The following is a 22,769-nucleotide window of genomic DNA, read 5'->3' as shown; positions in this document are numbered from 1 at the left end:
TGAGATTAGTTCAATATCGCGCCTGGAGGATGCAATGAGACGACAAGGTGAAACGCTAGGAAAAAGCGTGCTGGGTATTGCGCTCACCGGCTGCCTCGCAGCGTGCTTCGGGAGTATTAGTCCGGATGCGCCCAATGGTGTCATTCCTACTGCAAATGCTCAAACCCCGCCTGTCGAAGAGCGCCGCATCGAAGACGAGATCATCTATTTCGTGCTGCCTGACCGGTTCGAGAATGGCGATCCATCAAATGATCGCGGCGGCATCGAGGGCGGTCGGTTAAAAGACGGTTATGACCCCGCTGATTTTGGCTTCTATCATGGCGGCGATTTGAAAGGTTTGACCCAGCGGCTCGATTATATTCAAGGCCTGGGCATGACCGCGATTTGGCTGACGCCGATCTTTGAAAACAACCCGGTCCAGGGGCCGGGCGGCAAAGAATCGTCCGGCTATCACGGTTATTGGATTACCGACTTCACCAATGTCGATCCTCACATTGGTACGCGCGAGGATTTCAAAACCTTCGTCGATGCCGCGCACGCGCGGGGCATGAAGGTCTATATGGACATCATCACCAATCACACTGCCGACATTATCAATTATCGCGAGTGCCACGACCCGGAGGTGACAGGTGGGCCAACCTTTAGGTGTGAATATCGCTATATTGGCGACTATCCATGGACCCGGCGGGCGAGCGATGGCGCGGCGATCAATGAGGGATTCTTGGGCGATGATGGTGTGCATCAAACGGTCGAGAATTTTTCCAAACTCACCGAGGCGAGCTGGGCCTATACGCCGTTCGTGCCGGAGCAGTTTGAAGGCGTAAAGGTCCCAGAATGGCTGAACGACCCGATCTATTATCACAATCGCGGTGATACTGACTTCGTCGACGAGGACTCACTCTATGGCGATTTCGCCGGGCTTGATGATCTCAATACCGCGCATCCCCGGGTGCTCGAAGGTATGATTGAGATCTATAAGGATTGGATCAGCGCCTACAATGTCGACGGCTTCCGGATCGATACTGCCAAACATGTTCGCGATGAATTTTGGCAAAGTTTTGCGCCAGCGATCCTGGAGCATGCCGCCGACCTCGGCATCGACCATTTCCACATGTTTGGAGAGGTCTATGTCGACGGCCAGAAACCGCAAGATCTCGCGCGGTTTACGACTAATGCCGGATTGCCGACGGTTCTAGACTTTGCGTTTCAGTCGAGCGCGCACGGCCTGATTGTCGAGGGTAAGCCAGGTCTGCACATGGAAGAGCTTTATCGGGCCGATGTGATCTATGACAAAGGCGAAGAGACCGCGCGCCAATTGCCGACCTTCTTAGGCAATCACGATATGGGCCGGTTCGCGGGGTTCTTGCGCAAGGCCAATCCCGAAATGAGCGATGAGGAATTGTTCGCGCGGGTCCGGCTCGCCAATGCGCTGATGTTCTTCGGCCGAGGTGTGCCGACTGTCTATTATGGCGACGAGCAAGGCTTTGTCTCAGATGGCGGCGACCGGCTGGCGCGCGAGAACATGTTCCCAAGCCAAACAGATCTCTACAATGACAATGACCTGATCGCGACGGAGGCCACAACGGCGGAAAGTAATTTCGATACTCAGCACCCGCTCTATCTTGCGATCAAATCCTTTGCCGATATCCGAACGCGTGAAAGCGCATTGCGGCGGGGTAAGCAATTCACCCGGATCGCCCATCGCGAAGATAGTGTGTTTGCGTTTTCGCGGATTGATTATGAGGCCGGAACTGAGATTGTGGTAGCTATAAATGCCGAAGATCAGCCGCAAAAAATCAATGTCGCCGTAGATGGTCGGGCGTCGACATTTTCCGCTTTGTTAGGTCAATGCCAAGTGAATGTGCGGGCGCCAGGAAGCTATGCGATGTCGATCCCGGCATTGGACGTCGTTGTCTGTAAAACAGAGTTTGGGGCCGAGTAATGGTGGATATCTCAGAGTCACCTGATGCAATCGAGACGAGCGCGATGTCTGATCTGCCTTGGTGGAAAGGTGCGGTCATATACCAAATCTATCCGCGCAGCTTTCGCGATACGAATGGCAACGGGATTGGTGATTTGCGCGGGGTGCTGCGTGGGTTGAATCACATCGCGTCGCTCGGCGTCGACGGGATTTGGATCTCGCCATTCTTCACTTCGCCGATGGCTGACTATGGGTATGACGTTGCTGACTTTTGCGGTGTTGATCCAATTTTCGGAACGCTTGCGGACTTTGATGCGGTCGTCGAAAAGGCGCACGCGCTCGGTCTGAAAGTGATTATCGACCAAGTCTATTCGCACACTTCTGACCATCATGATTGGTTCATTGAAAGTCGATCTAGTCGGCATAATCCGCGCGCGGATTGGTATGTCTGGGCGGATCCGCAAGTCGACGGGTCTCCGCCAAATAATTGGCAATCAGTTTTCGGTGGCGCGAGCTGGGAATGGGATGCGCGCCGGGGTCAATATTACTTCCATAATTTTCTGAAAGAGCAGCCTGATCTCAATCTCTATAATGAGGAAGTTCAAGCTGCTTTGATAGAAGCCGGACGTTTCTGGCTTGATCGCGGCGTCGACGGGTTCCGGCTTGATGCGCTCAATTTTGGCATGCATGACCGCGCGCTGCGAGACAATCCACCATCCGGCGTGCAGGCGCATGAGGCGACCCGACCATTCGATATGCAGCTTCACAAATATAATATGTCTCAGCCGGAAATCGTCGGCTTTATTGAAGCGTTTCGTGAGATGCTAAATGAGTATCCTGGGACGTTTACCGTCGCCGAAGTCGGCGGGCCTGACCCGATCGCTGAAATGAAGGCTTTCACAGAAGGCGAAGCGCGTTTGAACTCAGCCTACAATTTCGATTTCTTATATGCGCCAAAACTAGGTGCGGAGCGCGTGCAGAAATCAGCGAACTTGTGGGATCAGTCGGCGGAGGAGGGGTGGCCGAGCTGGGCCTTCTCCAATCATGATGCGCCCCGTGCCGTGACGCGTTGGGCGCCAAATGATCAGCGCGATGATATGGCGCGTCTCTATATGCTGCTTTTGCTGACCCTGCGCGGTAATCCGATCATCTATCAAGGGGAAGAACTTGGGCTGCCGCAAGCCAATGTTCCATTTTCGCATCTCAAAGATCCGGAGGCGATTATGAACTGGCCGAAGACCTTGGGGCGAGATGGTGCGCGAACCCCGATCCCGTGGCAGGCGTCGAAGCCGCATGCAGGATTTTCATCTCACGAACCATGGTTGCCGGTGGATCCAGAGCACACCAAGCTCGCGGTTGATCAGCAGCAGGGCAATGACAGCATGCTGCGCTTTACAGCGGAGGCCCTTAGTGTGCGCAAACGCCATCAGGCGCTGATAACCGGGCGCATGACGTTCGAAAAAACGGAGCAAGACACGGCTTTAATCCTGCGGCGTGCATCGTCTGAAGGAGAGATTGTTGCCTTGTTCAATTTTGGCGATGCGCCGATTGCGATCCCCGAGGGCGTTGTTTCTTCAGGAAGTTTGGTGTTGTCTTCAAGGCCTCTTAAGGAAGATTTGTTACAGGATCAGGCTGTTCCAGGACGTGTTGGGGTATGGGTTCGCCCGACCTGATAAAGGAGTGAGCCATGGAGACTAAACCGACCACCCGTCTCGAAGATCTGGCGAAGCAGGCTGGGGTGTCGATCTCGACCGCCTCGCGTGCGCTCAATGATAGTCCTGCCGTCAACGTTCGGACTAAGCAGAAGATTTGGAAGCTTGCGCGAGAGCTCGATTATCCCTTTCGCGCCTATATGCCGGCGGGTCCAATTGGTGCCAACGCGACGATTTCGATCGTGGTGCCGCGGCCGCAAAGCCGCGAAGGGCGTATGGCGGATCCGTTCTTTTTTGAACTGCTTGCAGGTATCGGTGATGCCGCCCGAGAGCGCGGATGCGATATCCTTCTCAGCTATATTGCGCCATCGTCTTATGATGAGTTGGCGACTGCAATGTCGACAAGCCGGTCGGACGGCGTGATCTTCCTAGGGCAATCGACATTGCACGAGGCGTTTAACCGGCTTTCTGAAGTGGAAGATCGTTTTGTCGTTTGGGGCGCGTCTTTTCCGGAGCAGTCTTATTGCTCCGTCGGAAGTGACAATATTGCCGGGGGTCGGCGAGCGGCCTCGCATCTCGCGCGCCTTGGGCGTAAGAAGATCGTGTTCCTAGGAGATTCCGATGCCCCCGAAATCGCGCGCCGGATGCGCGGGTATCGCGAGGGATTGGAGTTGTCAGGGCTGACTTATGATGACCGCCTCGTTGTTCCCTCTCATTTCCAAGTTGCGTCGGCGCGAGCGGTTGTCGAAACCTTGATCGCGGAAAAGATGGAATTCGACGCGATTTTCGCCGCGAGTGACTTGATTGCGCTCGGCGCGATGCAGGCGATTCGGCGGGCTGGCTTGTCGGTCCCCGAAGACATCGCAATTGTCGGTTATGATAATGTCCCATTCGGGGTTTATGCTGAAGTGCCGCTTAGCACGATTGATCAGGACACGAGCAAAGCAGGCCGCGTTTTAGTGTCCAAACTGCTTGATTCGTCCGGTCATCGCGGCCCGGATAATGATCGGATTCCCGCCGAATTGATCATTCGCGCGTCATGTGGGGCGCCTTAGCACTCGCTCAGCGAGTGGAATTTCATGAATTTGCGATTATTTTGCAAAATTTTGCATATTCTTGCAAGGGGTCTCAATCGCATCGGTGTCCCAGCAAATTGGCGGGTTTGCTATACGTCATAGCGAATAATACTGGGTGTTGTGATCAAAAATGATGCATTTTCGCCACAGCCGCCTCTCCAAAATGCATAACAATCCAGCAAAAGGGCTTGGCGTTTTCATAAATTTGCAATAGGTAGGCACGGTCAGAAAGTGGCGGAGTGCCATATTTCCTGTGTGCGAATTTAGGGAGGAAGAATTGAAAACGACATTCACGAATAAGAAGAGTTGGTTGCTGGGCACGGCGGCATTGGCGCTTGTTGCAAGCGTACCGGTCTATGCGCAAGACGCCGCCGGCGACGATGCAGAAGATGAGCAAGCAACGCTTGACGTGGTCACCGTCACCGGTATCCGCGGTTCGATCCAAAACTCATTGAACGCAAAGAAAAATGCGACCTCGATTGTCGAAGCTATTTCGGCGGAAGATATCGGGAAGTTGCCGGACCTCTCGATCGCTGACTCGCTCGCACGCTTGCCAGGTGTCACAGCGCAACGTGTGCGCGGCCGCTCACAGCAAATCTCAATCCGCGGCCTCGGCCCTGATTTCTCCTTGGCACTGTGGAATGGCCGCGAAGTTGTTTCCGCCGGTAACAATCGCGGCGTAGAGTTCGACCAGTTTCCATCAGAGTTGGTTGCTCAAGGCGTTGTTTATAAGACTCCGGATGCGTCACTTGCTGCAACCGGTATCGCTGGCGCGGTTGATCTGCGTACCGTGCGTCCGCTGGATTACACAGAACGCAAACTCAACGTTTCCGGCAAGTACGTGTTCAACGACAACGATCAACCAAACCCAGATTTTGATGAGGACGGCTATCGTTTATTTGGATCTTACATTGATCAAAACGAGAATGGCACAATTGGTTGGTCGCTTGCGGCGACGATCCAATCGAATCCGACACAATTCACGTCGCGCGAGCTGAAAACAAATAGCGGTCAAACCTCAATCGATCCAGCAACGGGTTTGGTTTATCCGAGTGACAATCCACGGACCGGCGTCGTGTCTCGCGAATTCGAGCGCACATCAGTCGCGGGTGCTTTGCAGTTTGAGCCTAACGATCGCTGGCAAACAACCATCGACGCGTTCTACACAGATACAGAAGACGCTGGTATTTTCCGCGGTGTCGAAACCCCGATCGCCTCTTGGTCTTCCGCGCAATTCCAAGGCGCTGCTGGTACGAGCGGATTTGCCGATGCGGCGACTTATAACAATGTCACGACGTTCCTGCGGACCGATACCGAGGGCAACACAGCTGAGATCTTCGCGATCGGTTTAAACAGTTCTTACCAGGTTTCGGATCGTTTGAAGGTGACGGGTGACTATGCGCGTTCGACGCTTGACCGGAACGATATCGATTATGAATCCTACGCTGGTACCGGGTTCGCTGGGGCCGGACCGACAGATACACTTGGTTTCGGGTTTGATGAAGATGGCGAATATGGCATTGCGTCCGGTCTAGACTACACAGACCCCGGCGTTGTCGTTTTGACGGATCCAGGCGGCTGGGGCCAAGTCGGCTTCATTAAAGAGCCAAAGATCGAAGACGAGCTCAACCAGCTTCGCCTCGAAGCTGAGTATGAGCTTGATGGCAATATCTTCAGCGGTGTGAAAGCGGGCCTTCTGTTTACAGATCGTGAAAAGACATTTGATTCAAACGAGAACTTCATTCGTGCTGGCTCAAGCTTCGTGAATGGCGAATTAGCCATCCCGGCCAACCGCATTCTTGGGTCAACAAATTCCGGAAACATTGGTTTGGACATCATCGCTTATGATCCATCCAGCTTCCTGACAGACGGCACTTACAACCTCGAGAAAGCGACCTTCGATACCGAATGGGTTGTTGAAGAGGAAATCACCACTTTCTATGCGATGGCAGAAATCGCCAGCGAGTTTAATGGTGTTCCGGTGTTTGGTAATGTCGGGTTCCAGTATCAAGACGTCGATCAATCCTCGACGGCCAAGCTGCAGGGCGGGGGCGAGCGCCAACAAACGCTGGGAACATCTGAAAACTACTTCTTGCCAAGTGCAAACTTGTCATTCGAAGTGTCTCCAGACACCTTCTTGCGGCTCGCTGCAGCGAAGACTGTGACGCGCCCACGCTTGGACAATTTGGCTGCCAATCAGACCGTTAGCATCAATAATCAAGTGTGTGCGGATACGGATGGCGATTTCGTTCCAGATTCTTTGAGCGGCTTCACGCTTCCGACAAATGCTTGTTTCAACATTAGTGGCGGTAACCCGCAGCTGGAACCATACCAGTCGACATCGTTCGATGTGTCGTTCGAGAAATATTTTGGACCTACGACCGCGGTTTCTGTGGCCGTATTCCATAAAGAGCTTTCTGACTGGGTCGAAACGGCATCCGATACGTTAGACATTACGGAACAGCTGACATCGATTGGTATCCCGGCACTGGATGCGTTCGTCGCAGCCAATCCGCAAGTTGCCACGGCTGTGACCAGCTTCCCGGAAAATATTTCTGATGGCTCGATCACCGGGATCGAAGCCACGCTTCGTATGAGTCTTGATGATTACCTGCCCCAGCAGTTTGAAGGCTTCGGCTTTAATGCCAGCTATACCTATGCGGATAGTAGCCTGTCTGGAGCGATCACAGGGAGCGACATTCGCATTCCTGGTTACTCTGACAATGTCTGGTCGGGTGATATCTATTATGAGAACCATGGCTGGCGGTCACGCATCAGTGCGCGTCATCGTTCAGGCTTCCTGTCAGAAGTACCGCAGTTTGACGGTTCATTGACCGGCGCCGAAGCGCGCGACGAAACGATCGTCGATCTTCAAATCGGTTACGAATGGGACAGTGGCCCGCTTGAAGGTTTCGGTGTGAATTTTGAAGTGTTTAACCTCACCAACGAGCCATTCGTGACCGAAGCGGAAACCGCCGACCCAAGCGTCGTCTTCCCAAGTCGTCACGAAGAATACGGCACGACCTACAATATTACGGTCTCTAAGAAATTCTAACCAAGTAAGCGTTAGGATCCTCCCGAAGGGGCCTGCTTTCGAGCGGGCCTCTTCTTTTTTTTGGGGCGCGTGGGCTCTGGGCGGAAAGGATTGGGCGGGCTAAGACGGACGGATGCAAAACCAACATATTGAAAATGTCGTCATTGTTGGCGGAGGAACAGCCGGATGGATTGCCGCGGCTGCGATGGCGCGCCTGTTAGGCAGCGCCGTCAAAATTACGCTGATCGAATCGGAAGCCATTGGAACGGTTGGTGTTGGTGAGGCGACGATCCCTCAAATCCGCCGGTTGAATGGCGCGCTTGGACTGAATGAATATGAGTTTGTCCGTGAAACAAACGGGACGTTCAAGCTCGGCATAGAATTCAATAATTGGGGCCATGTCGGCGAGCGTTATCTACACACGTTTGGAGATGCTGGGATAAATCTCGCAAGCTTGCATTTTCATCATTATTGGCTCCGTGGTCGCGCTGAAGGCGGCTCTGAAAACCTTTGGGACTATTCTCTTCATCACAAAGCCGCTTATTCGAACAAGTTTGGCCGGTTAGACCGCGTCGGAAAGACCTCGATGACGGGCCTCGCTTACGCTTTTCATTTCGATGCTGGGCTCTATGCGCGCTATCTTCGCAAACATGCAGAAGCGAACGGCGTTACGCGCATCGAGGGGAAAGTCGTTGATGTGCTGCTGACGCCTGAAACCGGGTTCATCGAGTCAGTAACGCTAGAACGTGGTGAGACGATTTCGGCCGACCTATTTATCGACTGTTCTGGGTTCCGCGGATTGCTGATCGGTCAGGCCCTTGGCGTTGAGTATCAGGATTGGTCGCGCTGGTTGCCCTGTGATGGCGCGGTTGCCGTCGGCTGCGAGAGCACCCAGCCGCTATTGCCTTACACAAAAGCCACAGCCCATGAGGCGGGTTGGCAATGGCGGATCCCGCTGCAGCATCGTACGGGAAACGGGCATGTCTTTAGCGAGCAGTTTACCAGCGAAGATCGGGCGACTGAGCTCTTGCTCTCAAACCTTGATGGCGCTCCGATGGGCGAGCCGAAACGCTTGCGATTTACAACCGGACGACGCCAGAAGTTTTGGCACAATAACTGTGTGTCGCTGGGGCTAGCGAGTGGATTTTTGGAGCCCTTAGAATCGACCTCCATCCACCTCATTCAATCAAACATCTCGAAACTGATTGAACTGTTCCCGGATAAGGGATTCGATCCGTCGACTGAGCGTGAATATAATCGCCAAGTTGGCCACGAATATGAGCTTATTCGGGATTTCCTGATCCTCCATTATCACCGTACAGATCGTGAGGATTCTGAATTTTGGCGCTATTGTAAAAACATGTCTGTGCCAGATAGTTTGACGGAGAAAATGGCGCTCTTTTCAAACAATGGCTTGCTCTACAAAGACGTTGAAGATTTGTTTCGCGAGTCGAGCTGGGTGCAAGTGATGGTCGGCCAAGGCCTTGTGCCAAAGAGCTTTCACGCAATGGCAAACCGGCTCTCATCTGAACAGCTCATTGCGTTTCTAAAAGACGTCCAAAAACTGATCGCGCGCGCCACAAATGAGCTGCCGCAGCATCAAGACTTTATCGACGCTCACTGCAAAGCAGATTTGCAATAGTCATCTATGAACGCCTCATGGGTGGGCATTGCGTCTACGGCTTGGGTCATCGCTTCGAGGATCGCACGCATCCGATCTTGCACAGGAATCCCCTCTCGATGATGCGTTATTGCCGGCGCGCGTTCAGGGACGATATCTTGGCCAAGATAGACTGCGATCCAGCTCGGATTGTGAAACAGTTCTCGCTCATCGGAGACGACCATCCCGTGCAACCGGAAATGGTCGATTTTATACTGAAGCCGATCCGGAATTGGCATGTTCGCGCAATAGCGCCAAAACTCTGAATCGTCTCGTTTGGTGGCGGTGTAGTGCAGGATCAGGAAGTCGCGAATTCGCTCATATTCTGCGATGGTAAGCGCGTTATATTCTTCAGCCAGCAAAGGCGACATAGATTTGCTCGGAAATAGCGCGAGCAGCCGCATGATGCCATACTGAATGAGGTGTAAACTGGTCGATTCTAGGGGTTCCATAAAGCCCGCAGACAAGCCAATGGCGACGCAGTTTTTATTCCAAAACTTGTTGCGGCGACCTGTTATGAAGCGAAGATGCTTCGGGTCGGCCGTCGGCGTGCCATCTAGAGAAGAGAGCAGGACAGCTTCGGCCTGATCTGCCTCCAAATGCTCACTGCAATAAACATAACCATTGCCGGTGCGATGCTGGAGCGGGATCCGCCATTGCCAGCCCGCGCTTTTGGCGGTGGATTTTGTATATGGAATGGTCGTTGACGTCTTTTCGCAAGGAGCGGCAACGGCGCGGTTGCAGGGCAGCCAATGAGACCAATCTTGATAGCCGGTCTGAAGTGTCTTCTCGATCAAGAGACCGAAGAAGCCTGAGCAGTCCACAAACAGATCCGCTACAAAGCTCCGTCCATCTTCCATGGTTACTGATTTGAGGAAGCCATTTTCGGGGGCCTGTTCTGCAGAGGTTACGCGCCCTTCAATTCGGGTCACGCCGCGGGCCTCCGCATAGGTTCGTAAGTACGCGGCATAGAGCGTTGCGTCGAAGTGATAGGCGTAGTCAAAGCGAGATTGCACATTGCGTCGATCGGCCAGCGGGTGGCTGAATTTTCCAGCCTTCGACGCAGCCCAGGCCATCGAATAATCATCGATTGGCGTCGGATCTCCTTTCAAATGCTCGTGCATCCAATGTTGATAAAATGGGACATTATCGAACTCAGCGCCATAATGTCCGAATGGATGGAAATAGGCGTGGCCGATCCGCGACCAATCTATGAACTCAATGCCGAGCTTGAACGAGCCATGTGTTTCGCGGACAAAGGTCGCTTCATCTATGCCCAGGCGCTGATTGAAATAGCGAATGGGCGGGATCGTTGCCTCGCCCACGCCGACCGTGCCGATGGCTTCAGACTCGATCAATGTGATCTCGCAAGATTGGCCCAAATCGTTGGCTAAAGCGGCGGCCGTCATCCAGCCGGCAGATCCGCCGCCAACAATCACAATTTTTTCGATCGAATTGTTTGAGGCCGTCATCTGTACTTCACCGAGATTTGCAGTTATTCGCAGGTTGCATCTATCCCAAACTGTAGCAGTTTTTTAAGATCGCGAAAGCCGCCAAGGGCCAGTTTTATCTGCCTGTTTTTATTGGGGATTCACTTTGAGCGCGTTTGAGTTGAGCCTCTCCAATTCAAGTCTCGTCCAGATCGGACGAGAAGAGACGAAAATCGTCGAAGTTTCTGAGGTTTTCAAACAGCCAAATGCGGTGATTTCGACAGCTGCCGAGCAGAGATATGCGCACATCAATCCGCACTATCCGGGTCTTCGAGCGCAGGTCGAAAGTGCATTGCTGTCGGCCCTGTGCGAAACGGTTTCTAGACTCGCAGCGGCGAATCTCGGGCGGCCGAAAATGAACTGGGTAGGTCAGGCTTGGTACTCTATCGTGACGACGCCCAAAGAACGTCTCACGCCGATCCAGCGCCTGCCGCACTTTGACGGCTTTGATGAAAACCAGCTCGCGGTGATGATTTACTTGAACCGAACTGCTCATGGCGGGACAGGATTCTATCGCCACCTCGAGACGGGATTTGAATGCGTAACCGAGCCGCGATATCCGACTTACAAGACGGCGCTAGAGCGCGGCGTACAAAAGACAGGGCTACCGCCCGCCCAGTACATCGAAGATGGCGCTCCGCATTTTGAGAAGCTGACTGAGCTTGGCGGCGCCTTTAACAGTCTGATTCTGTATCCAGGCGTGTCGCTCCATAGCGGCGTGATCAACAATGCGGAACCGCTGCCGTCTGACCCATTGCGAGGGCGGCTCACCATTAACGGCTTCTTTCGCCCGGTGCCTTAATTCCAAAATCTAGTAGAGATCGATCTCTAAAGCGTCACGCAGTTTAAGATCCGTTGCCAGCTCCTGCGCTTCGATCTCGATCATATACGGCCCGGTGCCGAGTTTCTTCAATTGTGCGAACGTCGCGTCTGCGTGGTCGGTCCGAATGAGACCTTTTGCGGTGACCTGAAAGGCTGGGGTGAGGCAAGCACTGACACTAATCGGCGGGGCATAGCCGTCGACAAATGTGTGGCGTTTGATCCGCCAGGCAAAGATCTTCAAATTTTCGGTAATTCGAATGGGTTTTCGCTTAGGTCCCACAAACGCCATGGTGAGGAACGGGTCAGACAAATCTAACAGCCCATCCGAGGCTCCGCGAATGCGCAGCTGGTAATCTTCAACACGATAGAGCGCTAAGCCCTGCATTCGGTGGCCCTTCGTTCGCAGCGCAGGATCGCGCCGACGCAGGTGGTTATTTCAAAAACACGTAAACCAAAGTTTCGATCGATTGATCGAACTTCACCGAAGGCTTTAAGGAATGTGGGTGCCTGATCGGCTAGGCGACTGAGGCGTTCTCGTCAGGCGTGCTCATAAGCTCTTCAGGATAAGCCATGACCCGGTTGCGGCCTAAATCCTTGGCCTGGCGCAAACAGAGATCCGCGCGCTGTACCGCTTGCTCGAGCGGTTCATCTTTGCGGCAAACGATCGCTCCGATACTGGCCTGCAATCGGATCGGAACATCATTGAAAGCAAGCTGCAGCGTCTCGATTTGGCGACGCAGGCGTTCTGCGGCGCGCAATGCAGATTGATGGCCTGAATCTGAGAGCAAGACGGCAAACTCTTCGCCGCCCCAACGCGCGACATCGTCTGTTCCATAGCGACAGGTTGTTCGCAAATGGTCTGAGAGTATCTTTAGCGCGGCGTCGCCACCTGCATGGCCGTGCTTGTCATTGATTGTTTTGAAATAATCGAGATCAATCAAGAGAAGCGAGAGCGGCCGGTTGGTTCGGCGATAGCGCGCAGATTCACGATCATATCGATGCGCAAAGGCGCGGCGATTCAGCAAACCGGTAAGTGGATCTGTGGTCGCAAGCTCGAGCAATTGCTCTTGGACTTTGATCAATTTGTGGGAGTAGATCGCCATGATGATTGACGCGGGCGGCGCCAGCACACACGAAGCGATAACGGCCGTATAAGTTACCGTATTAATTCCATACGCCGTCAGATACGGCGCTATGAATGCCGTGAAATGCACAGTCGCGCTAATCAATACGACCGACAGTAGGATCGCATAAACAGCAGTGTGTAAACGTGATGACGTACTCAGCATTACTAAAGTCCCTTGTAGCACCTGTACAAGGAAAGTCCGAAATCACGGTTCATTTGATCTATGAAATTTGATCGATCAGGGCGTTAATTGCCTCTAATCTTCAAAAACAATATTCGGGGCGGGTTTGGTTTGCAGCGCATCGAGGCTGAGCGCGACTTCTCGGGCAACAGATGTGAAGAGCGCGCCGACAGGGCCGTCATCTAAGGCGGCAGGAGTGCCCTGGTCTCCGCCCTCGCGAATGCTCTGGACCATCGGGATCTGGGCGAGCAGCGGTAAGCCAAGCGCGCGTGCCATGTCGTTGCCGCCGCCTTGCCCCATCAAATAGTGTTTCGTCCCAGCAGGGTCTTCAAACCAGCTCATCGTTTCGATGATGCCAAGAACTGGCACGTGGGTCTTAGCAAACATGGCGGCTCCGCGGCGAACATCAGCAAGTGCTACTTCTTGCGGAGTGGTGACGATCACCGCGGCGTCGACAGGCACACGTTGCGCCAGAGTGAGCTGCGCTTCGCCGGTGCCGGGCGGTGTGTCGATGATCAGCAAGTCCAATGGATTCTCGCGCGTGCCCCATGCCGCGTCATTGAGCATTTGCGTGATCGCGGATTGCACGATTGGCCCGCGCCAGATCATAGGCGCATCAGGATCTGTGAGAAAACCGATGGATAGGGTCTCAATGCCATGCGCGGCAACTGGGACGAGCTTCTGGTTCGCGTCGCTGTCAGGGCTGGCGTCAGGTACGCCGAGCATGGTTGGGATGGAGGGGCCATATATGTCCGCGTCTAGCAGCCCCACGCGCAATCCCTGTTTCGCAAAGCTTGCCGCCAGATTCACCGAAACGGTGGATTTACCGACCCCGCCTTTCGCGCTGGCCACGACCAGGATCCGCGAAATCCCTTCAATCGGCGCAATTTGGGAGGTTTGGTCCGGTTGCCCTTGAGACAGCGCCTCATCAGACAGGCGCGCCCCTTTTTTAACGCGCCGTGCGCTGGCATGGATTGGCACGCTTGGCGGACTTGCTGTACCGGGCGCTGCCTCCGTAGTGAGGACGGTTCGGACATCGGTAACGCCATCGATTGTTGCGGTCAGTGCCTCTGCATCGATGCGGATTTTCTCGGCGGATGCGAGATCGTCAGCGCTGGTTTCGATGACGAGAGTTACTTGACCATTCTCACCGATTCGAACCCCTGAGAGCCATTCTGGTGACCCGAGGGCAGTCCTTATTGTCGCATCTGATAGAGGAATACGCTCTTTCTTGTCCCAAAACATGGGCTATGTCCTTGATGAAGGGGCCGATAGAACGCAAATAGGCACCAGAGAGATAAAAAGCCAGAGATCTGGTGTGACCAAAAGGAGGGGCAATGCCCTGGAACGATAATAGTGGAAATGGCGACGAGCCTCCCAAGGCCAATGGCGGGCCGTGGGGCAGTGGCGGTTCTGGCGGCAATGGCGACGGCGGCTCTCCCTGGGGACGACCCGGCGGCGGTGGCGGCGGTCAGGGCGGCGGCTCCGATATTGAAGAGCAAATGCGCAAAATGCAGGAACGTTTCTCACGCCGCGGTCGCGGTGGCGGCGGTGGCGGTCGAGGCGGCCCAAATCTAGGACCAGGCGGTTTCTTGGTTCTCGGCGTCGTGGCCTTAGTGGCTTGGTTGGCCACTGGTGTCGTAATCGTAGACGAAGGCGAGCGGGCCGCAGTGTTCCGGTTTGGAGAGTACCAAAAGAACTTCGCACCAGGCCTGCACGTCCATCTGCCAGCGCCAATCGAAACCCACGAAGTGTTGCCATCTGAGCGTCAACAAGACACGCAGATCGGGATCAATCAGGCTGAAAGCTTGATGCTGACGGGCGATGAGAACATTGTCGACGTCCAGTTCCGCGTGTTCTGGTATTATGATGGTGAAAATCCGCAGGATTTCATTCTCAACATCGATAACGGCACGCCGTTGGTAAAAGCGGCCGCGGAAAGTGTCATGCGTGAAGTGGTTGGTAAGTCGACCCTTGATGCGGTGCTGACCACTGGCCGTGGTGAGATCGCGAGAATTGTCCGGGATCAGCTTCAAGAATTGCTCGCCGATTATGGCGCAGGGGTTCAGATCGAAAACGTTGAGATCCAAGAAGCACTGGCGCCAGCTCCGGTTCGCGCAGACTTTATCGACGTTATCAATGCCGGTCAGGATGCCGAGCGTCTGGTCCAAGAAGCCAATCGCTACGCCAACGATATTGTTCCGCGGGCGCGTGGTGAAGCGCAGCAAATTCTGCAGCAAGCGCAAGCCTATCGAGATCGTGTGATCGCCGATGCGACGGGTGAAGCCGATCGCTTTGTGCAGATCTTGAACGAATATAGAAAAGCGCCGCAAGTCACGCGAGAGCGTATGTATCTTGAGACGATGGAGCGTGTTCTGAACAGAACAGACAAGCTGATCCTCGATAGTGATTCTGGTGCGGTGCCATATTTGCCCCTGGACCGGGTCAACCGAAGCGGCGGAGGGAATTAGTCATGAAACCGTTTGGAGTTATTGGCATTGTTGCTGTGATCGCTGCGCTTGTTGCAGTGCTCAATTCATTCTTCATCGTTGACCAACGCCAGCAATCTTTGGTGCTGCAAGTTGGTGCGGCGGTGGAAGCCTACAATGAACCTGGCACAGACGAGGCGGGGCTCAAGTTTAAGATCCCATTCGTTCAATCTGTTGTCACTTATGATAAGCGAAACCTTGGCTTGGACGTTCCAGACATCGAAGTCTTCGCGTCAAACCAAGAGCAGCTGATTGTTGACGCCTTTGTGCGTTGGCGGATTTCAGAACCCCTAGCGTTCTATCAGCGATTGGGCACGCAGCGCGAAGCGCAAAATCAGCTGCTTCGATTCACCGATACGCAAATCCGAAACGCGCTCGGTAATAAATTACCAGAAGAGATTATCTCTGGTCAGCGTTCTGAGTTGATGGATCAAATTCGTGACGAGCTAAGCACCGCGATTGCGGGACGCGGCATTGATATTATCGACGTTCGGATCAAGCGTGTCGACCTGCCGCCAGATGTATCCCAACGCGTGTTCGACCGGATGGCTGCAACCCGAAACCAGCAGGCCGAGCAAATTCGAGCCGAAGGTGACGAGCGCGCGAAGCTTGTTCGTGCGGAAGCCGAACGTGAACGGACAGTCTTGCTGGCGGAAGCCCGTCGAGAGTCGGAGCAAATTCGAGGTGAGGGCGACGCGCAACGGAACGAAATTTACGCTGAAGCCTATGAGCAAGATCGTGAATTCTTCCGCTTCCAACGCGCCTTGATCGCCTGTGAGCAGGCTTTCACGCAAGGCACGCAATTGGTGGTTGGACCAGATAATCTCGGCATCTGTGACGAGTTTATCGACCAAGCGCGTGTCAACGGCACAGCACGGCGTTAGGTAAAATAGCCATATTCACTGAGCCCCGCCCAGCCTATGCTGCGGCGGGGCTTTTGATTCGGGAGCGGCGAAAATGCTCACAATAATTCTGGCGGGCATTGGCATGTGGTTCCTGCTTGAGGGGGCGATCTATGCAGGCATGCCGGACGCCATGAAACGCTTTGGCGCTTGGCTTTCAGAGATGCCGGAAGCGACGATCCGCCAATCAGGTCTATGGTCGATGGCGATTGGTGGGCTGATCCTTTACGTAATGGTGAGGTTTGGCGGGTGAGAAAGGCTTGCACGCTGCCCAGATAACGCCTTAGTTAGGGATAAGATGTGTTACATCCTTAGGAGAACCGTTTGATGCGTAAGACCGTCTCTGCCCTTGCTCTTGTCATGCTCGCCGCCCATCCCGCGGTTGGACAATCCTTGTCGGATATCCTTGAGCGCACAGACACGCAGGACCATCAAGCGCGTCCTGATAGTTTCACCCAGCTGTCGAAGCAATTAATGCCAGCGGTGGTGAACATCACCACTTCAAAAGTCATCGCCAATGATTTGCCAATGTTTGAAGACGGTGAACCGCTCAGCGAGTTCAATCCGTTTTTTGGTCGTGATCCTGAAGGCTTTAGTCAAGAAGGCGCATTGGGTTCAGGCTTCGTGATTTCAGCCGATGGCCTGATTGTCACGAACGACCATGTGATTACCGGTGCGGATGAGATCAATGCCGTGTTCGCTGATGGCCGCACGCTGCGAGCCGAGCTGATCGGAACCGATGAAGCGACTGATATCGCTGTGCTCAAAGTCGAACGGGACGAACCGTTTCCGTTTGTCGAATGGGCAGATAGTGAAAGCGCCCAAGTCGGCGATTGGGTGATGGCGATTGGTAACCCGTTTGGGTTTGGTGGATCTGTCTCCGTCGGCATCGTGTCGGCGCGAAACCGTGACATTCAATCGGGCAATTACGACAATTATATCCAAACCGATGCCGCGATTAATTCGGGCAATTCGGGTGGGCCGCTGTTTAATCTAAATGGCGAAGTGCTCGGCGTGAACACAGCGATCATTACGCCGACCGGGGGCTCGGTTGGGCTTGGCTTTTCGATTCCTTCCAATCTCGCCCGCCAGATCAGCGAGCAGCTGATTGAATTCGGTAAAGCCCGCCGCGGCTGGTTCGGGGTGAACATTCAAAACGCGGATAGAGATCTCGCCAAAGCCTATGGCTTGGACGAAGGCACGGGCGTCATCATTACCCGCATCACCGATGACGGGCCAGCCTCAAAAGCCAACTTTGAAATCGGCGACCTGATTGTCAATTTCGACGGCCGCCAAGTCAAAGATGAGCGGGCGCTCAGCTTGATCGTTGCGGATACAGAAATCGGTAAGTCGGTCGAAGTTGAAATCATCAGAGATGGTCGAACGATCTTGGTCGAGTTCGAGCTTGGTGAGTTGAATGCAGACGACGACACCGATGAAGAAGAGGTGATCGACACTGAAAGCACACTGACCGACAATCTGCTTGGGGTTGATTTTGTTGAGCTGACGGAAGATGAGCGGCGTCGCTATCGCATTCCAGCTGATATTAGCGGCGTTTTGGTGCGCTCTGTTTCTCCACGCGGACCAAGCTTTGGTAAGCTGCGCAAAGGGGATGTCGTCATGGAAATGGCGTTCGAGGTTGTTGAAACCCCCGAAGACGCTCTTGTGGCGATGGATCAAGCCGCCGGTCGTGAAGGTCAGCCGCTCTTGGTGAGGGTCTACCGGAACCAGCAAACACGGTTCCAAGCCATCGACGTGGATGTACGCGGCTAGACTCTAACTGCGCCAGACGATTTCGCTGTCTGAATAGCCTTGGAAATAAAGCGCCGTCGTCAAATCGGTGACATTGATTGCGGCATCAGCGGCTTCGGCGACGATTGGTTTTGCGTGCACAGCAAGGCCCAGGCCCGCCGCTTCAATCATGGCGAGATCATTCGCCCCATCGCCCATCGCCACGGCATCTTGGCGGTTGAGCCCATTGGCGAAGGCGGCATCGTCTAGCGCATCCAGTTTCGCCTCGCGCCCTAGGATGGGCCTTCCGACTTCGCCGGTCAGCGCGGCGCCATCATCAAGCAAGACATTGCCGCGATCTCCCTGGAAACCTGCGGCTTCGGCAACTCGTTTCGTGAAATAAGTGAACCCGCCGGACACCAAGAGGCAATAAGCGCTGTTCGCTGTCATGGTTGCTGTGAGGGTGGAGCCGCCCGGCATCAGAGTAATCCGCTCGTCATAGCACTGGCCAAGCGCGTCTAAGGATAGGCCTTTCAGCTTTCCCACCCGCTCGGTGAGCGCGCCTTCGAAGTCCAATTCGCCCGCCATGGCGCGCGCTGTGATTGCGGCAATCTCGTCTTTCAGGCCCGCATAGGCCGCTAGCTCATCAAGACACTCTTGCTGGATAATGGTTGAATCCATGTCTGAAATCAGCAGCCGTTTCTTGCGATTGCGGACTGGGAGGAGGGCAACATCCGCGGTCCCAGCAAACGTATCACGCAGTTGCGCGCGAACGGTTTGAATATCTGCGTCACCAATCGAGACCGCGATCTCGACCGCTGCCCATTTCTCTTCCGCCCCCAAAAGCCTGACCTGGCTGGTTTGAGTCAGTTCCGCCTCGTGGCAAGCAGACTCGAGCTTGGCGCCAAGTTTCATAAAGCCGTGACTCACCGGAGCGACAGCTGTCGCGACATGTGAGGAGCGAGGAGAATTGTCGGTCATCGCAGCATTCCTGGCTTTACGCTTAGCGGCCTGCTTCTTACGACTAATCCTATGAAGCCTGCAATCCTAATTCATGGTCCAACCGCGAGTGGCAAGTCAGCGCTCTCTGTCGCGCTGGCCAAGCGTTTGGATGGCGAGGTCATAAACGCCGATTCTATGCAGGTCTATCGCGATTTACGTGTGATATCCGCGCGTCCCGCAGTCGCCGAAATGGAGGGCGTTGAGCATCATCTGTTTGGACATATCGCCGCGAGCGAGCGGTATTCCACTGGAAAATGGCTTGAAGATGTCAAACCGGTCATCACCAAAGTGCAGCGCCGGGGAAAAGTTCCAATCATCATTGGTGGAACGGGATTGTACCACTTGGCCTTGGTCGAAGGCCTGTCTGAGATTCCGCCAGTACCGGAAGATATTCGCAGTGATGTGGCCGAGATTTTTAAAGCGGGCGGTATCCCAGCGCTGCGCGAAAAGCTTGAGCAAGTGGATCGAGAAACCGCCGAGCGCCTGGGCGAAGGGGATAGGCAGCGCTTGTCCCGGGCCTTGGAAGTCTGGTTTGCAACTGGAAAACCCATCTCGAGCTTCCAGGGCAAGAAGGGCCGCCCGATCCTCAGCGAAGGCGAGTGGTTGGGCGTGGCGTTAACACCGACCCGGTCCCGACTTTATTCGCGGATTGATCGGCGCTTTGAAGGCATGCTGATGGAAGGCGCGATGGAAGAAGCGCGCGGGCTGGCTTCACAAGGGTTGGCCGAAGACCTCCCAGCCATGAAAGCCCATGGGATCCCGTGGTTGATCGCTTATTTGCGTGGCGAGATGAGCGCAGAAGGGGCGGCTGAGAACGCCAAGCGCGATACCCGCCGCTACGCGAAGCGGCAATTTACCTGGATTGGTCGCCAGTTTCCGTTTTGGCCGCGAATTCCAAGTCTTTCGATTGAAGATCGATTACGGGTAATTCATGCCCTCTATAAGGAGGTTGACGGGGCATAATCGGTAAGTTATGCCCCAATTAACTTTTGGGAGGAAACGCTTCATGCGTCCAACAGTCGTACTCGTTATTAGGCACCTGCGCTGACGTCATAAACCGTCAGCCGCAGGTGCTTATAACCGGGTCTCTTCACAGAGACCCTTTTTTTTAACCTGAACTAGACCCACCAAAACCTGCCAACCCTTAAGGATCAAGATCATGGAAGCGCAGACCAAGCCTGAGGCCAAGACCGAAACTGACCAGATGACTGGTGCAGAAATCGTCATCACCGCGCTAAAGGAACAAGGTGTGGAAGTGATGTTCGGGTATCCGGGCGGGGCGGTGCTTCCAATCTATGATGCGCTCTTCACCGAACCTTCCATCCGGCACGTGCTGGTGCGTCATGAACAGGGCGCCGGACACGCCGCTGAAGGCTATGCGCGATCGACGGGCCAAGCCGGTGTGGCGCTGGTCACATCAGGCCCAGGCGCAACCAATATGGTGACGCCGATTACGGATGCGATGATGGACTCGATTCCAATGGTCGTCATCACCGGCCAAGTGCCGACGCATTTGATCGGAACAGACGCGTTCCAAGAGTGCGATACGGTCGGCATCACGCGCTGCTGCGCCAAACACAATTACTTGGTCACAGACGTCAATGAACTGGCGCGAACGATCCATGAAGCGTTCTTGATCGCGACAACCGGGCGACCCGGTCCGGTCGTGATCGATATTCCAAAAGACGTTCAATTCGCCAGCGGATCCTATGTCGGAAAAGACGGTATTCACAAAGCGACATATAAGCCGCAAACCGAGCCAGATCCGAAGGCGATCAAGCGCGCGGTGGAAATGATGAAACAGGCGCGGCGCCCGGTTTTCTATACAGGTGGCGGCGTCATTAATTCCGGCCCAGGCGCGAGCGAAGGTCTGCGCAAGCTGCAAAAGCTTACCGGATTTCCGGTCACCTCCACTTTGATGGGGCTTGGTGCGTTTCCAGCCAGCCATGAGGATTGGCTCGGTATGCTCGGGATGCACGGATCCTACGAAGCCAACAATGCGATGCACGATTGCGATTTGATGATCTGTGTCGGCGCGCGATTTGATGATCGCGTCACCGGCCGGATTGATGCATTCTCCCCGGGCTCAAAAAAGATCCATATTGATATTGATCCCAGCTCGATCAACAAAGTGATCCGCGCAGACGTGCCGATCATCGGCGATTCCGGCAAAGCCCTAGAGGCGATGATTAAAGCTTGGGGCAAAGCCAAATCCAAAGACATCTCGGATTGGAAAGCGCAGATCGATACCTGGCGGGCGCGAGATTGTTTTGCCTATGCGGCCAGCGAGACCGAGATCAAGCCGCAATACGCGATTGAACGGCTATATGAGCTGACCAAGGACCGCGAGACCTATATCTCAACCGAAGTGGGTCAGCACCAAATGTGGGCGGCCCAGCACTTCCATTTTGAAGAGCCAAATCACTGGATGACCAGTGGCGGATTGGGCACAATGGGATATGGCTTGCCCGCAGCGGTAGGCATTCAGGCGGCGCATAAGGACTCTTTGGTCATCGATATTGCCGGCGAAGCGTCTGTTCAGATGGTTCTGCAAGAAGTCTCAACCGCAGTGCAGCACAATTTGCCGATCAAAATCTTCATTCTCAACAATGAGTGGATGGGCATGGTGCGACAGTGGCAGGAATTGCTCCATGGTGAGCGCTATTCGCACTCTTATTCAGAGAGCCTGCCAGACTTCGTCAAACTTGCTGAGGCTTATGGTGCCTTAGGGCTTGAGTGCAGCGACCCAAAAGAGCTCGATGCCAAAATCCAAGAAATGATCGATTTTGATGGACCTGTGATCTTCGATTGCCGGGTCACCAAAGCCGAAAATTGCTTGCCGATGATTCCATCAGGCGCGGCGCACAATGAGATGATCTTGTCGGAGATCACGGGCGATGAAATCGATGAGGCTGGCCGAAAGCTTGTTTGATGTCATTTGGCCTCTTTCCGCTCGCCTTCGCCTCTGGCAGAAGCGTCCCCTGGCAGGCTGGGATCGTCAGAGGGATTGAGAACATGTTGGCATGGCTCAACAATCATATCGAAATTGTCGTTGCTGTTTTGTCGGCTGTGATCGCCGTCTTCGGCGCGTTGGTTAGTCGCAATGAAACGCGCAAACAGCGGGCGCTACAGATGGAGAATTTGCGCCATAGCATTGATGCGCAAAGCCTATCCTGGGGCAATGCCTGTATCGATACGCTGAATCGTGCGGCCATGTTTGCCCGCACACGCCAGCATCAAGCCAATGACCAAAGCTTCTTTCAGCAGCGCGTGAACATGCTGCTCGCCATCTCGTCTCTCGTCGAGCGCGGACGGTTGTTTTTTCCAAATATCGACCCAGGCAGCAAAGGCGGCGAAAAAGAGGGCGCTTATCGCGGCTCCCGGCCCCCCATCTTGGATGCCCTCATGTATGCCTATTATGAAGTGGAAGCACTGTCTCGTCAGGGCGGGCCGACTGCAGATAATAGCGCAGAATATATCGAAGACTGCCGCCGATTGCTGGTGTCAGAGCTGCAAGCCCATCTTGACCCGCGGCGCCGCGATACGGTGATCGATCGATATGATGATCAACGGCTCGATCAGCGCGGGGATGCTATTGAGCGCGCTGAGGCGCTTCTAACCACGCTAAAATCGCGTCGCCCGGGCGTGCAGTTCGGGGAACGCAAGGAGACCGTACAGTGAGC

The 22,769-nt window shown here is 54.4% G+C and carries 18 protein-coding genes; 13 read left to right on the top strand and 5 right to left on the bottom strand.

The genetic code is table 11. The features are described from left to right. The first annotated feature begins 34 nt into the window (after window positions 1–34). From MY069_RS02055 to MY069_RS02035, 5 genes are all read left to right on the top strand, one after another. Entirely contained in the window at window positions 35–1,942 is a 1,908-nt protein-coding gene (locus tag MY069_RS02055; RefSeq protein WP_482795416.1) for an alpha-amylase family glycosyl hydrolase, read from the top strand. Beyond that, window positions 1,942–3,594, top strand: coding sequence for an alpha-amylase family glycosyl hydrolase (locus tag MY069_RS02050; RefSeq protein WP_482795415.1), 1,653 nt, complete (start codon window positions 1,942–1,944; stop codon window positions 3,592–3,594). Before MY069_RS02055 ends, MY069_RS02050 begins: the two co-directional genes overlap by 1 nt. A 14-nt stretch (window positions 3,595–3,608) precedes the next feature. Continuing rightward, window positions 3,609–4,628: a LacI family DNA-binding transcriptional regulator gene (locus MY069_RS02045; protein WP_482795414.1), complete on the top strand. Its 1,020-nt coding sequence runs from the start codon at window positions 3,609–3,611 to the stop codon at window positions 4,626–4,628. A gap of 298 nt (window positions 4,629–4,926) precedes the next feature. After that, window positions 4,927–7,704 carry a TonB-dependent receptor gene (locus MY069_RS02040; protein ID WP_482795413.1) on the top strand — a complete coding sequence of 926 codons (2,778 nt, stop codon included), beginning with the start codon at window positions 4,927–4,929 and terminating at the stop codon, window positions 7,702–7,704. A gap of 112 nt (window positions 7,705–7,816) precedes the next feature. Next, window positions 7,817–9,325: a tryptophan halogenase family protein gene (locus MY069_RS02035; protein ID WP_482795412.1), complete on the top strand. Its 1,509-nt coding sequence runs from the start codon at window positions 7,817–7,819 to the stop codon at window positions 9,323–9,325. Here the strand turns inward: MY069_RS02035 and MY069_RS02030 are convergent. Continuing rightward, complete coding sequence (locus MY069_RS02030) at window positions 9,301–10,815, bottom strand: tryptophan halogenase family protein (RefSeq protein WP_482795411.1); 1,515 nt, start codon at window positions 10,813–10,815, stop codon at window positions 9,301–9,303. The genes MY069_RS02035 and MY069_RS02030 overlap by 25 nt on opposite strands. Before the next feature lie 124 nt (window positions 10,816–10,939). Between MY069_RS02030 and MY069_RS02025 the strand changes: the two genes are divergently transcribed. After that, window positions 10,940–11,635: a DUF6445 family protein gene (locus tag MY069_RS02025; protein WP_482795410.1), complete on the top strand. Its 696-nt coding sequence runs from the start codon at window positions 10,940–10,942 to the stop codon at window positions 11,633–11,635. A gap of 9 nt (window positions 11,636–11,644) precedes the next feature. Here MY069_RS02025 and MY069_RS02020 read toward each other — a convergent pair whose 3' ends face one another. The 3 genes from MY069_RS02020 to MY069_RS02010 form a co-directional block, all read right to left on the bottom strand. Beyond that, the gene (locus tag MY069_RS02020) at window positions 11,645–12,040 is read right to left on the bottom strand and encodes a hypothetical protein (RefSeq protein WP_482795409.1); all 396 of its coding nucleotides are present in this window, start codon (window positions 12,038–12,040) and stop codon (window positions 11,645–11,647) included. 130 nt (window positions 12,041–12,170) lie between these two features. Beyond that, entirely contained in the window at window positions 12,171–12,944 is a 774-nt protein-coding gene (locus MY069_RS02015) for a GGDEF domain-containing protein (RefSeq protein ID WP_482795408.1), read from the bottom strand. 93 nt (window positions 12,945–13,037) lie between these two features. Then, a complete protein-coding gene (locus MY069_RS02010) occupies window positions 13,038–14,207 on the bottom strand; it encodes an Mrp/NBP35 family ATP-binding protein (RefSeq protein ID WP_482795407.1) in 1,170 nt (389 codons plus the stop codon). A gap of 92 nt (window positions 14,208–14,299) precedes the next feature. Between MY069_RS02010 and hflK the strand changes: the two genes are divergently transcribed. From hflK to MY069_RS01990, 4 genes are all read left to right on the top strand, one after another. Further along, entirely contained in the window at window positions 14,300–15,433 is a 1,134-nt protein-coding gene (gene hflK, locus MY069_RS02005; protein ID WP_482795406.1) for an FtsH protease activity modulator HflK, read from the top strand. 2 nt (window positions 15,434–15,435) lie between these two features. Continuing rightward, a complete protein-coding gene (gene hflC / locus MY069_RS02000; RefSeq protein ID WP_482795405.1) occupies window positions 15,436–16,335 on the top strand; it encodes a protease modulator HflC in 900 nt (299 codons plus the stop codon). Between the two features lie 73 nt (window positions 16,336–16,408). Next, on the top strand, window positions 16,409–16,606 hold the full coding sequence (locus MY069_RS01995; RefSeq protein ID WP_482795404.1) for a DUF2065 domain-containing protein: 198 nt from the start codon (window positions 16,409–16,411) through the stop codon (window positions 16,604–16,606). 74 nt (window positions 16,607–16,680) lie between these two features. After that, window positions 16,681–18,126 carry a Do family serine endopeptidase gene (locus tag MY069_RS01990; RefSeq protein ID WP_482795403.1) on the top strand — a complete coding sequence of 482 codons (1,446 nt, stop codon included), beginning with the start codon at window positions 16,681–16,683 and terminating at the stop codon, window positions 18,124–18,126. 3 nt (window positions 18,127–18,129) lie between these two features. Here MY069_RS01990 and serB read toward each other — a convergent pair whose 3' ends face one another. Beyond that, on the bottom strand, window positions 18,130–19,065 hold the full coding sequence (gene serB / locus MY069_RS01985) for a phosphoserine phosphatase SerB (protein ID WP_482795402.1): 936 nt from the start codon (window positions 19,063–19,065) through the stop codon (window positions 18,130–18,132). A 51-nt stretch (window positions 19,066–19,116) separates the two neighbouring features. Between serB and miaA the strand changes: the two genes are divergently transcribed. From miaA to MY069_RS01970, 3 genes are all read left to right on the top strand, one after another. Beyond that, entirely contained in the window at window positions 19,117–20,049 is a 933-nt protein-coding gene (miaA, locus tag MY069_RS01980; protein WP_482795401.1) for a tRNA (adenosine(37)-N6)-dimethylallyltransferase MiaA, read from the top strand. A gap of 196 nt (window positions 20,050–20,245) precedes the next feature. Then, window positions 20,246–22,018, top strand: a complete 1,773-nt coding sequence (locus MY069_RS01975; RefSeq protein WP_482795400.1) for an acetolactate synthase 3 large subunit — start codon at window positions 20,246–20,248, stop codon at window positions 22,016–22,018. After that, on the top strand, window positions 22,018–22,767 hold the full coding sequence (locus tag MY069_RS01970; RefSeq protein WP_482795399.1) for a hypothetical protein: 750 nt from the start codon (window positions 22,018–22,020) through the stop codon (window positions 22,765–22,767). The genes MY069_RS01975 and MY069_RS01970 overlap by 1 nt, the downstream gene beginning before the upstream one ends. The last annotated feature ends 2 nt before the right edge of the window (window positions 22,768–22,769 follow it).

The sequence above is a fragment of the Hyphomonas sp. ske169 genome, from assembly GCF_056850855.1.
Note: the sequence above shows the minus strand (reverse complement) of the source record. Positions and strands in the feature narration are given on the sequence as shown.